Origin of the sequence: Peribacillus sp. NPDC097197, assembly GCF_050278025.1 — a bacterium.
Lineage (GTDB): Bacteria > Bacillota > Bacilli > Bacillales > DSM-1321 > Peribacillus.
Genome location: NZ_JBNNST010000019.1, coordinates 1 through 13,046 on the forward strand (window position 1 = coordinate 1; position 13,046 = coordinate 13,046).

The 13,046-nt window shown below is 29.6% G+C and carries 12 protein-coding genes and 2 pseudogenes; 4 read left to right on the forward strand and 10 right to left on the reverse strand.

Annotated elements, in window-relative coordinates:
• A partial coding sequence (locus tag ACQKL6_RS18245; RefSeq protein ID WP_427651681.1) for a hypothetical protein occupies window positions 1-194 on the forward strand: 194 nt, incomplete at its 5' end.
• Window positions 195-479: 285 nt separating this feature from the next.
• Window positions 480-665, forward strand: a complete 186-nt coding sequence (locus ACQKL6_RS18250) for a hypothetical protein (RefSeq protein WP_427651683.1) — start codon at window positions 480-482, stop codon at window positions 663-665.
• Between the two features lie 206 nt (window positions 666-871).
• On the opposite strand, the pseudogene ACQKL6_RS18255 reads toward ACQKL6_RS18250, so the two are convergent.
• Window positions 872-1,030: pseudogene (locus ACQKL6_RS18255) on the reverse strand (ATP-binding protein); the annotation flags it as partial.
• 32 nt (window positions 1,031-1,062) lie between these two features.
• Between ACQKL6_RS18255 and ACQKL6_RS18260 the strand changes: the two are divergent.
• Window positions 1,063-1,290, forward strand: a complete 228-nt coding sequence (locus tag ACQKL6_RS18260) for a hypothetical protein (protein WP_427651685.1) — start codon at window positions 1,063-1,065, stop codon at window positions 1,288-1,290.
• 329 nt (window positions 1,291-1,619) lie between these two features.
• Here the strand turns inward: ACQKL6_RS18260 and ACQKL6_RS18265 are convergent, their stop codons facing one another.
• Window positions 1,620-2,330 (reverse strand): acyltransferase family protein, encoded by a 711-nt coding sequence (locus ACQKL6_RS18265; RefSeq protein WP_427651686.1) that lies wholly within the window; start codon window positions 2,328-2,330, stop codon window positions 1,620-1,622.
• Window positions 2,331-2,481: 151 nt separating this feature from the next.
• Window positions 2,482-3,384 carry an SP_1767 family glycosyltransferase gene (locus ACQKL6_RS18270; protein WP_427651687.1) on the reverse strand — a complete coding sequence of 301 codons (903 nt, stop codon included), beginning with the start codon at window positions 3,382-3,384 and terminating at the stop codon, window positions 2,482-2,484.
• A gap of 46 nt (window positions 3,385-3,430) precedes the next feature.
• Between ACQKL6_RS18270 and ACQKL6_RS18275 the strand changes: the two are divergent.
• A pseudogene (locus ACQKL6_RS18275) lies at window positions 3,431-4,537 on the forward strand (IS3 family transposase).
• Here ACQKL6_RS18275 and ACQKL6_RS18280 read toward each other — a convergent pair.
• From ACQKL6_RS18280 to ACQKL6_RS18310, 7 genes are all read right to left on the reverse strand, one after another.
• A complete protein-coding gene (locus ACQKL6_RS18280) occupies window positions 4,534-6,096 on the reverse strand; it encodes a lipopolysaccharide biosynthesis protein (protein WP_427651688.1) in 1,563 nt (520 codons plus the stop codon). The pseudogene ACQKL6_RS18275 and the gene ACQKL6_RS18280 overlap by 4 nt on opposite strands.
• A 163-nt stretch (window positions 6,097-6,259) precedes the next feature.
• Entirely contained in the window at window positions 6,260-7,270 is a 1,011-nt protein-coding gene (locus tag ACQKL6_RS18285) for a glycosyltransferase (RefSeq protein WP_427651690.1), read from the reverse strand.
• Window positions 7,236-8,423 carry a glycosyltransferase gene (locus tag ACQKL6_RS18290; protein WP_427651691.1) on the reverse strand — a complete coding sequence of 396 codons (1,188 nt, stop codon included), beginning with the start codon at window positions 8,421-8,423 and terminating at the stop codon, window positions 7,236-7,238. The genes ACQKL6_RS18285 and ACQKL6_RS18290 overlap by 35 nt, the downstream gene beginning before the upstream one ends.
• 52 nt (window positions 8,424-8,475) lie before the next feature.
• Entirely contained in the window at window positions 8,476-9,660 is a 1,185-nt protein-coding gene (locus ACQKL6_RS18295; RefSeq protein WP_427651692.1) for a glycosyltransferase, read from the reverse strand.
• Between the two features lie 27 nt (window positions 9,661-9,687).
• Window positions 9,688-10,878 carry a glycosyltransferase gene (locus ACQKL6_RS18300; RefSeq protein ID WP_427651693.1) on the reverse strand — a complete coding sequence of 397 codons (1,191 nt, stop codon included), beginning with the start codon at window positions 10,876-10,878 and terminating at the stop codon, window positions 9,688-9,690.
• Between the two features lie 8 nt (window positions 10,879-10,886).
• Window positions 10,887-12,023, reverse strand: coding sequence for a polysaccharide pyruvyl transferase family protein (locus ACQKL6_RS18305; protein ID WP_427651694.1), 1,137 nt, complete (start codon window positions 12,021-12,023; stop codon window positions 10,887-10,889).
• Entirely contained in the window at window positions 12,004-13,041 is a 1,038-nt protein-coding gene (locus ACQKL6_RS18310) for a glycosyltransferase family 2 protein (RefSeq protein WP_427651696.1), read from the reverse strand. Before ACQKL6_RS18310 ends, ACQKL6_RS18305 begins: the two co-directional genes overlap by 20 nt.
• Window positions 13,042-13,046: the final 5 nt, after the last annotated feature.

Genomic DNA, 13,046 nt, shown 5'->3' on the forward strand with positions numbered 1-13,046 from the left:
CCATGGCACATAATTTACTGAAGATAGCTGGGTTACGTCAGCTACTTTCAGTAAATTATTATAGAAATAGAAAAACAGGTGGAGAAAAACAACTCATTTTTCTCCACCTGTTTTATTTTAGGGACTTATTAGACAGCCCCGTTTTTCTTTTAGGGACTTATAAGACAGCCCCTTTTCTTTTAGAATTCATATAAAATCTCCTATGATATATCCACATTCTATTGCTGAAGATTGGGAAATTTTTTTGATTAGAGAATTACACCAAAAAGGTTGGACTAAAACAGCTATTGCGGAAGAAAGGGGATTTGATCGAAAAACAGTGAGAAAAACATCAATAATGATCAAATCCCTCGATCACCTAAACGTAAGGATAACGTAAGGATAAGGAAAGTAAATTGGAAAGCTTTAAGCCTTATCTTCTTCAAAGAACTCAAGAGGGAACAACAAATTGTATGGTCCTGTTTGAAGAAATTCAGGCCATGGGGAAAACAATTGTTCATATAAACCTTAAGCATTATGAAGGGTTACACAAAATAGATAAAGAGCAGGAACGTAAGAATCCCTCTGGTTTCGCGGCCAAAGATTCTATACATAACCCTGCTCCTCTTGTCGAAGAACGTTCGCTAGCTTCTTACGTAGCTCTAGAAGAAGGTGATTCGGTATGAACACTCAACTCGAAAAGCAGTTAGAAGATCTTGGGTGACAGGCAATTGCCAACCAACTAGATGATCATTTAGAGAACGCTTCTAAAAATAATGTATCATATTTTGATTTTTTTACACACCGTTGTTTTGAAAGAAACTGAAGCTAGACAGACGAATCTTTTATCTAAAAGAATGAAGAGTGCCAAGCTTCCTTTTATAAAGACTATTTATGAGCCAGCTTTTTTCTTTTTTTTAAGCCGATAAGACTCACCTTTAATATTGAAGGTAACGGAGTGATGAAGAAGACGATCTAGAATGGCTGTAGCCAATACATCATCACCAAATACTTTCCCCCACCCCATAAAGGATTTATTAGATGTTAGGATGTACCCTAGGTAAGAACCCAATTATTGACGCTATGGATTGGGGCGATTTTACAATAGATAATTCGGAAGTTATATTCAATCTAACAACTCCTTACACCAAGGCATTACATGACAACTTTGGAAATATCAAAAGTGCTGTAAAAATCAAAAATTCCAATATTAGTGCAGTTGGTGCCAAGGCTTCGCATGTACTGACTGGTTCCGCTACATCTATAGATATATCCATAGGCAACACCTTTACGAATTTTGAGATAACATGATGAGTATTATTCATCCTTAAATTGCATTTGTATGGAAATACCCTAACAATTTCATAAGAGAGTATATTATTTCGCCTGATGTACTCTCTTATGAATATCTACATCATTTTTAGTTATTTGATTATTTAATGCTGGTACTGAAATTATATAATTAGACAACGGCAATAATAAGATAAGTTTAACCAGAATAATTCTACCAATAATAGTTAGCGCATAAGGAATTATTATTAACTGTGTTATCCATAAATTTACTGGTAAGACTTTTTCTACAATGATAATTATAAAAGGATGAACTAAATAAATACCCATTGAATATTTACCTATCAAATTTACAAGATTAAGTCAGGTTCGTTCTTTGCGATAAACTGATAAATAGAAAGTAAAAATAATACAAATACAGGTATATAGACTAAATTTATTGGCCTAGCAGAAACAAACAAAGAATCAGGGTTAATCTCAAAACTTATTGCTAAAATTACTGTGAAAAATAAGAACGTCAAGAGTTTTACATTTTTATTACAAAAATCTTTGATATTAGGATAGTAATAAGCAATGACTGCCCCAAGTAAAAAATATGATATCCAATTCATTACAAAAGAACTGTGTATAATTATATGTTCAATGCCACCCAGATTACCTAGAAATAATTTATTATCGAATATTAGTAAGGATAAATAATTCAATGGCAAACTTATAAAAAACAGTAATAGAAGAGTCGACTTATTTCTCACTAACTGTAGTAAGGGAAAAATACAATAAAATTGTATGATGGTTACTATAAAATAAAGATGATAAAAGCCCTCACCTAATACATAGTTAGAGAAAATAAAAATCAGTTTATTTTCATGAAATTCCCATCCAGTGTAACTCAAATATATTAGATATGCTGTAGTCCAAATAATAAAAGGAAATACAATTTTAGTAGTTCTAGATAACATGAATTTTTTTAAATTAAACCCTCTATTTTTAACTGAACTAAAAAGCAAAAAGGCACTAAGCACAGCAAATACAGGAGTTCCTAGTCTTGTAAATTGGTTCAATATTAAATTAGATGAAACAGGTATGCGTTTACTTCATTATGAATAACTCCAGTAATATGTACCATCACAACCATTAAACAGGCAGTAGCTCTTATAAAGTGAATTTCTTGATAAATAGGCTTATTCATAATGACCTCCCTAATCCAAGGTATTATCCAATTTTCGAAATAATTTCTTTTCCATAAACAACATCTATTAATTCTTCTGAAACATTCGTTCCGCCAACCATTTCACCAATATACTTATTTGTTACCGGAACTTTCTCTACAGCTTTACTCAGAAACCATTCGTACTCAATATCAATATGGCCGATATCGATGGCCTGATATCCTAGATTAGATAAATCGTATGCCAGCACCGTAGCAGTGGGGCCGAGTGCTATCAAAAATAACTTATTAGGATTTTGTTTACTTGCTTCTGTTAATATCTCATTATATTTTCCAAATGCGTCTACTGCCGGACAAATTATTCGATTTAGACTACGAACGTTGTCAAATAAATTATTACCTAACCCTAACCTACTCTTTACACCTTCTATTATAATAACTTCCCTGTCATCCCATAATTCTTTTAATTGTCTAAATCGTATTGCAACATTACGTTTGTCCTTATGATCAATATATAACCGTGTAACTTGAGCATCAAAATATTTTTTATTAAAATTAATTGTTTTATAGACTTTACTTCTATTTATACCAAAATATTCTCGCCAATATTTTTTTGCTATATCTGTACACCACTCTGTACTTTTAATAGCATAGGGTATGCAAACAATATGATTTTTCACTTCACTGTTGATAACTTCCTTTAGTCTTTTACTTAATTCATGGGAATATGGTTGAAATAATAATCCTTTTCCATTCATTAATGAGAATTCTCCATCCCCATATCTGCTTACAGAACATTTTGTTGCAACCATTTTATTTATAGTTTCATCTGTGTTGTGGATGATTGGAGGTTCTACAACCAAGGAGTATGCCCAATTGTACAGGATAGAGATTCTCTTTTTCATATCTAAATACATATAATATCCTCTTAATAATATTTTTTTCAAATCAGCCTTCTCCTTACATTTTAGGGATTTAAAGTTTTACAGCCTTATATACAGGCACAATAATGCTTTAGATCTTTATCACTCGGGTAGTTCAGTAAAAGAATTTAGTGGCGAATATGGCGTATCTGATGTAACGATTTATAAGTGGATTAAAGAATTTACTCCTATTGTATAGGGGAAGAGTCCATGACTCCGATGGAATTAGCTGCCATACAAAAGGAAAACCTACGGTTAAAGCAGGAAATTGAAATCTAAAAAGGCTATGGCCATATTCACCAAAAAGTAGCCGAGACAGATCTAACCGAATTTATCGAAGAACACAAGAACGAATATCCCGTAAAGAAAATGTGTGAAGTACTAGAAATCCCAAGAAGCAGCCATTATCAGTCTCTTCAACTTGTCGTATCAAATCGCGAACAGAAATACAAAGAACTAACGAAATAAATTCATCTCACTCACCTAGAAAGCAAGGGTCGCTATGGTGATTCTAAGATACATGAAACCTTATTAACCAAAGGGTTTAGCCTAAGTCTAAAGCGTGTTCAGCGCTTAATGAGTAAGATGTCTATCACTAAGAAAAAATACCGTCCTTATCCATCTAAAGAAAAGGTTATACAATTAGAGAATTTGCTCTAAAGAGATTTTACTATCCAGACCATTAATGAAAAATGGGCAACTGATATTACGTATATTCATACGTTAAACGACGGATGATGTTATTTAGCTTCTGTATTGGGTCTTCATTCTAAGAAAAAGTAGGCTATTCATTTTCGCGCGTTCTATGACGACTGAACTGGTTATAAAAGCTTTTAATCACACTCACACTTCACAAAAGCCCGCGGAGGGCTTAGTTCTTCATACGGACCTTGGCTCACTATATACAAGTGGTGAGTTTACTCAACATATCCAAAATCATCAAATTAAGCAATCCTTTAGTCAAAAAGGGTGTCCCTATGATAATGCCTGTATCGAATCTTTTCATGCCATATTAAAAAAAGAAGAAGTGAACCACGTACAATATCAAGACTACCAAACCGCAAAATTAGCGATGTTCCAATTTATTGAGGGATGGTATAACAGAAAAAGGATTCATAGTAGTTTGGGGTACCAAACCCCCCAAGCGATTGAAAATCAAATTAGGAATACAGCTTAAGATTTAACTTTTGTGTGACCAAAATATTGACTCAAATCCACCAATTTTCTATTTAATGTTGATTTAAGTAAATTGTAAGTATATTGAAACTCTGTGTTTCTATAAAATAATATTAAATAAATTATATTTGGAATTAGCAAACAAATTATTCCTTTATATATTAAAAGTAAAATACCATTTCCCTCTATCAATATATTGCAAATAACAACGGTAATCCCACACGTTACTACTGTTATAATTGCGTAATAGTTATAAATCAAAAAATATGAGATAACGGGTTTCTTGAAAAGATGTTTATATACAATTATGGGCTGAGTCCAAAAAATAGTTAAAATAGTACTTATCGTTGTTCCCATAAAAATTCCTGCTAATCCAAAATAATTTCCTAAAATTATTGAAGCGAATAAATTAATAACACCCTCTAATAACGGAATATATTTATCTTGAACAAATAAACCTGCCTTAGTTTTAAAAGTGGAAATTGTTGTTCGCATTCCATTCAAATAAAAGTTAATTAAAATCAATATAAAAATAAAATTATCAAATAGGTATTGACTGCCTAGCCACCAAGAAATAAATGGTTCCAAGAGATTATATAAAAAAATAACACACAATGAATAAATCCAAAAATTAACTAAATAGGAAACTTTGAAAATAGAGTAATTTTTCTCTTTACTTTCTGTTGCTATTAAGTTACCTACACTAGCTCCTATCCCACCTAAAATTGGGTTTACTAAAGCTGCTAATTGTTGTGTAATCATTAAATAATTAGAATAGATTCCAACCGTTGCTATACTAACCATTGAAGAAATCAGAATATTATCTGTGCCAAAAACTAAAAAACCTCCGATATTATGTAAAAACATTGCTTTTACATTTGTAATCAAATTTCCTTTGGTTTCAATATCAATTGGATACTTCTTTTTAGTTTTAATATATGAGTACCTTCTATTCACAATATTACCATTCACTATATTTTGAATTGTGAATAGAATTAGTTCTAAAGCTAAATAAAGAATATAGTTATTTGTTAAAACTAAAACTATTATTTTAACAATAGTCGTGATAATCTGAAAAATCAGGTTAGTTTTTGCAACTACATAACCCCTTTGATCTGCATTTATTAAAGCTAATTTGTATGCATTTAAAAAGGAAACCATATTTTTAGCAATAAAAATAAAGTAAATTATAGTGAAATTAGATATGGATTCTCCATCCTTTATAAAGTTATCCATAAATGGATATAAGGATAGACCCATTATCAAAACTATTAGTGCTAATACTCTATAGGCTTTTTTATATAATTGAATAAGCGATATAATCTTATTTTTATCATTTTCTGAAAGAGGCTTGTATAAATAATAAACAATACTGATTCCTATACCACTTTCAATTAGTGCTATTACTGATAAAACATTAGTTAATAACCCATCAATTCCTAAATAATCAATTCCTAAACTATCTAGAAAAACTTTTCTTGATATAAAGCCAAGCAAAATGATTATAACTTGAGAAAAAATTCCAATTACTATATTTCTCATTGAAAGTATGGTTCTCATCTATTTTCCTCTTTTATTTTCAAGATAAAAGATAGACAAAAACATTCTATCTTTTTCTGCTAAAACTTAATTGAAAATTGCGATAATTTTATTACTTAGGTAAACCAAATTATCATGTATTAAATATAGAGTCTTATAGGATGGTCTAAAATCCGATTAATTGTTAGGTTCTAGAATTTATAATCCATTTATAAAATAATGGATGTATTTTTGTACAAGTTAATAATAGCTTTACTGTATTAGGATATTTTTTTTGAGAAATAGTTTGTTTAAAATAACTGTTTAATATTTGAGCGACTTTGTAATAAGATTCTTTATGTTCTTTATACATTCCATTGCTGGAAATTAAATTTAAAACTGCCATTGCGCTATTACCAAGTTTGTATACAACCATTGGACTTAACTCTTTATAGTGTTGATTCATAAATGAGAGCATATCTTTATAAATCATTACAGCATCAATTCTTATATTTTTAACAGCTTTGTCCATCGTACTATTATCGCGTTTAATATAATGATATTTTGCTTTACCGACACAACCCACCCTTTCGCATTGATGAAGGACTTTGTAAGTAAAAGCTGTATCTTCATAGACAATCCCGGTGGTAAAGCGTATATCTTTTATTAAAGTTCGTTTAAAAAGCTTTGTCCATACTACTTCATCATAAAGTTTACCTTCTAACATAACTCTCATGGCTTCTGCCCGAGTATGTATGGTAAGTGGATGTCCACCGTTTTTAACAGTTTTATCCTTGTAATGAATTTCACTAGAGCAATTTGCGATATCACAATTATTTTCTACACATATATTAAAAAGCATCTCGAACATATCAGGTTCTATCCAATCATCACTATCAACAAAACCTATATACTCTCCAATGGCAAGATCTAACCCTGAATTTCTTGCCGATGCCAAACCCCCGTTATCCTTATGAATCACTTTCACTCTATGGTCCTTACTAGCATATTGATCACAAATTTCCGCGCAACGGTCGGGTGATCCATCATCTATTAAAATCAATTCAAACTCCTTGAATGTTTGGGCTAATATAGAATCTACACATTTATGGAGATAAGCTTCTACCTTATAAACAGGTACTATAATACTGATTTTTGGTGTCAATTCCCCAAATCCTTCCCTAATTAAAATATGCAATAAGTTTTTCAACTTCATTTTCAGTATCCACATGTTGTTTTGATAAATTATCGCTTAACTTTTCCCTTATATTCTGGTGATCTATTAGATATTTTATTTTGGCATATATTTCTTCTTCATTACATTCTGCTAATTCCCCAGTCTCCCCATTAACAATTTGTTCAATGGCACCCACAAAATTTGTAGCAACAATTGGTTTATTTAAAATTTTTGCTTCTGTTAAAGCTAGACAGTACCCATCATGTCGGGAAGGCTGTACATAAATATCTGCTTTTGATATCTGAGGATAAGGATTAGTTGTAGAACCACAAAGAATGAAATCATGTTTTACTTTATATTGGTTGATTAACTCTTCAAGTTCTTTTCGATTATTCCCTTCCCCAATGCAATACCACCTAACATTATATCCATTTTTTCTTAATCGAGCTAAAACAGGAATAGCAATATCTTGGCCTTTTTCTTTTGAAAGTCTTCCAACGGTTACAATTTTTATCCCAGAAAATGATTCATCTAAATATCCAGTTTTTTTCGACATTTCTCTAATTAGTTGAGTTGAAGTTATATTCAGGAATGTACTTGTTTTAGATTTATAACTAGGGAATTTTTTAGTCAATTGATTCTTAGCCTCTTTGGATACGACATAAATCTTATTGAACTCTTTAAATAGTTTTTTATATAATTTACCATTAATCTGATGTTTTGAAATATCAAAGTGAACCCATGATATTTTCTTTTCTGCTTTCACTTTATTCGTAATGTAAAAGTCAATTATATCCGTTGGACCTTGATAAGATATTGCTATATCATAGTAGTCTTTATGATTGGGAACATTTCGAAAAGTGTTTTTGTAGTAGAGATATCTTTGATTGAATTTTTTATCAATAAAATACGAACTTAAGAAAAACAAAAGTTTAAGATAATTTCTGTTATGATAGTAAGCTTTTACTGTCACTTGAGGAGGTTCCATAATAATGGGCTTGATAGATGTATACCAATCCACTTCCTCTACTTTTACCCAGTTAGGGAGATGATTCAAAAACCCCCCTTTTTTCTCTAAAAGTAAAATTGTAATTTCATAATGTTCCTTTGGAAAAACTGACAAGAGAGATAGTAGGGATTTTTCGACTCCACCTATATTCATACTACTTAACATAATTAAGACCTTTTTCATTTTCTCTCCCCGTTATTCTGAAATATATATTTTTCACACTAGATTTTTTATATTAAATATTCACTATTTTCTTTAGCTCACTTTTCGTATCAACGTTTTCTGCTGCCAAATTAACAGTGATTTTTTTACATAATGCCGAATCATTTAACAACGTTACAATTGCTTGATATATTTCATCTTCATCACAATTAACGATTAAACCTGTTTCTCCATTTTTTATTTGTTCTTTTGCTCCAGTAAAACTTGAGGTTATGATAGGCTTATTCAAGCATCTTGCTTCAGCTAAGGTAATACAATAACCTTCATGTCTAGATGGTTGAACGTAAATATCACAATCTTTTATATATGGGTATGGATTTGGATCGGAACCTAAAAGAATAAAATGTTCTGAAACGTTATTTTTTTGTATTAGTTTTTCATAATGTACTCTTGAACTTCCTTCTCCAACACAGTACCACTTTACTTTATATCCGCTGTGAATTAACCTAGTTAGAGCTTGAATCGCTATGTCTTGACCCTTTTCATAAGAAAGCCTTCCTACTGTTAAAATTCTTACCCCATCAAATTCATCATGAAATCCAAATCCAGTTTCTGATTGAGATTCAATTAATTCAGGTGAAATCAAATTTGAAAAAACTTCTGTTTTTTCTTTTAAGAAAGGTAGTTTTCTTACTAAGTGTTTTCTTCCTTCCTTAGACACAACGAAAATTTTATCGAATTTTTTATAAATCTTAGAGGCAAAGAACGTATTAAAACCAATATGATTAATATCAAAATGGATCCATTGAATTTTTTTAGTTGCTTTTATTTTATTTATAACAAAATAGCTTATGAAATCCATAGGACCTGCATAAGCTACCGCTATATCATATTCTTGTTGGAAAATAGGGAATTCTCTTAAAATATATTTATAAAATAGACTTCTTTCTTTCATCATCTTTGTTAATAAGTAAAAATACACTAAAATAAAAGATTGAATGAAATGTCCTTTTTTAAATTGAGTTATTGCAGACATATGAAGAGGATTGTTTACTAAATCCTTTATGTCTTTATAATCTTTTACATATTCAATATGAACTCCATTAGGAATATAATTTATAAATCCACCATATTTCTCTAACATTAAAATAGTAACATCATAATTTTCCTTAGAAAGTTCTGATATCATGTTTAGTAAAGCTTTTTCAGTTCCCCCAACATTCATATTAATTAACATAAACAATATCTTTTTATTCATTGGATGGACTCCCTTTATTGATGAGTATTATCCTATTAAACGATAAAACTTTTCTATTTCCTCAACATTGCCCTTTTTTTCTGATTTTAAATAGTTTACTATTTTCTCTTTCAATTCTAAATCGTTTATTAAAGTTAATATCCCTTTACATACAGCCTCTGCATCCATATCTACCACTAATCCATTTTTCTTATCTATCATTTGATTGTAAACTGCATCAAATCGTGTTGTAACTACAGGAACATTTAGCATTCTTGCTTCAGCAATTGCTAATCCAAATCCTTCAAACCTTGATGTTTGAACATAAATATCGGACTCTTTAATGAATCGATAGGGATTTGCTTCTACACCTAATAAAATAAAATGATTCTTTAAACCATCCATTTGAATCTGTTCTTCTATTTTTTCTTTTAGAGGTCCTTTACCCAAAACATACCATTTAAAGTTTATCCCACTTTCTTTTAGCTTTTTGCAAGCATTTAGTGCAATATCGTATCCCTTATTTTTATCAAGTCTTCCGATAGTAAGTATTCGTAAGCCCTTAAAGTTATCGTTATAACTTTTCCCTATACCGGCCATTTTTATAATGGAATTTGCATTATTTATATCATATATAACTTCAGTATTGGAAAAGTATTGGGGAAAGGTTTCAACAAATAATTCTTTTGCTGATTCAGATACAGCAATTATTTTGTTAAATTGATCATAATATTGCTGTTGAAAGTTCTTCTCTACTTCATTTAAACGGTTACTGACATTAACCCACGCGAATTTTTTATTAGCACTTATTTTCTCTGCTACGTAAAAAGTTGGAATTCCTTGAGCATAACTTATGGCTATATCATAGATGGTTGGATTTGTTTCAATAACTTTCGAAATAGTTTGCCAAAAAATTCTGGCCTTCTGAGTATGATTATATTTCCTTAACCTGATATAAAATGAGTATTTAAGTCTAGAAATTAACAAATTCAGATTGCAGTTCTTAATTGAATGTATAATTGTATTCCTTAAATTCATTTTAGAAAAATCAGTATATTTTAGAGGTTTTAATATAGTTACTTCCTTTGGAACTAATTCTTCAAGCATATGACCATGTGCGAAAAGCATTAAATCTACGGAGTAATTACAATAATCTAAACTAGATAACAAGGAAATTAAACTCTTTTCAGCTCCAGCACAATCTAATGAATCTATGACAAATAAAACTTTTTTTTTCATAATTTCACTCACTTTATAATTTGATATTTGGATCTATGCAATTGCTTTGGAGATTCTAAAAATTCATTTAAAATTTTAAAATGTTTCTCTGACTCTTGTGAAATAAGACTTAGATCAGTTTTGTTTTTAAAAGCTTCTCGTAGTATATTTTCACTATATTGTAAATGAAGTTCATTCATATTTACTAAAATTTTATCAAGATTAATATCCTTAAGCATATTTTCAGTTTTTTGACTATATATTATGGGGAGTAAGCCTGTCTTAGTTAACAAACCCAGAATGTTTGCGTGAAACCTAGCAGCAATAAATAATTTAAAGGTACTAATTAACTGAAGTGATTCTCCGATATTTCCCTTATAACTATATACAGATACATTTTTTCTTAAATCCGTAGATAATTTTGATTTTATTGTATTAATAACTCTTAAATCTCCTTCATGTTCACAAAAAGATATTAAAGTACACTGATATCCATTTTCCAGAAACATTTCTATCGATTTTACTGTACTATTTATATAATCATTGTAATAATTAGACAATCCTTGTTTATGTCTAACATCAATAACAGAAAAACCCACTCTATTCACACTTTGTTTTTTTTTGAATGTAGATAAATTCATTTGAAAAACAATATCAGGTGCATATCTAACCTGTGGTAGAGTCTTAAACAAATTATAAGAGTACATGTCTCTAAAACAAACATCATCACATAGTTTGAAAAAATTTGTATAATCATTTAAAAATTTATTTGTGTTATATGGTCCGAAGTTTGCTCCTATTATAAATACACTTCTTTTTTTTCGTTTAAATTCATTGACCATTTGCATTCTGTCTCTATATAAAGTATCATGATAATCTTCTTCTCTAAATATTGATCCGCCAATAAATATTAGAGCATCAAAATCGTCAGCTAATTTTTTATAGTTATTTATATAATCAAAAAACTTTAAATGTTGTCCAACTTTGGTAAAAAAGTTATATTGCCTTCTTTTTACGTTGGGATACTTAGCGATAAATTGGTCGTAATTTCTCCCGATATAATTAATAGTAAACTCTGTATTAGGGTATTTATTTGCAAGTATATCTAAGAATAAATCATCTCCTAGATTAAATTGCAAATAAACATCAACTAAAACTTTTTTCAATAGTATCTCCACCAATTATTTTATATTTAAAGTATTTTAATTTATTCAATAATTGCCCATAAATAAAAAAAAACATTAAAAAATTGTTTCTTAAAAAGAAAATATATGGTTTATATATAATTTTTTTAGTTGAGAATTGTTTTTTATATTTTTGAATATATGGAACAGATAATACTTTCTTCATTTCGGAAATTTTCTTTTTTTCATTTTTATTTAACATTATATAATCAGCTATCGCTAATACTGAATTCTGGGTTTTTCCAATTATGATATCGTTCATTTTCATTTCATCGAATCTTACATTTTGAAGAGTTTTTTCTATATACTTGCAAACAGAAATACTGTTATGAAGATATGCAAGGGAGATATTTGCACTTATACTTTTTTCGTTTAATCTATTGTAATGATATAAATACTCTTTAACAGTAATGAATGATTTAGAGTAGGTCACATATTCGAGTGTGAATATGAGATCTTCTGACATAAATATATTTTTCTTAAGCCTAAGATTATTTTTATTTATAATCTCTTTCTTAAATATCTTACTCCAAAGTACACCTCCGGTTCCTAAACAAATCATCCCCAGCAGGTCATTACGGGGAATATTACCTTCCAAATTAAAATCCGTATGATTTATTACTCCATATTTAGAATAATCTTTATACCCACAACATACTAAGTCAACTTTTGAATTAACTATGGTATCTAATAAAACTTCTATATAATATTTATCAACAGTATCATCCGAATCAATAAAGACTATATATTCCCCTGATGAATTTATTATTCCTTTATTTCGTGCTTCAGAAGGACCACTGTTAATTTGTGGAAAATAGATAATTCGTTCATCTTTATCTTTAAAGTTTTTAATAATAATTTCACTTTTATCGGTTGAACCATCGTTAACAATAATTAACTCGATATTACTAAAACTTTGAGCAAGTATACTTTCTATACATCTAGATATATATTTTTCACTATTAAAAACAGGAACAATCACACTGACTTTAGGTATCATTACAA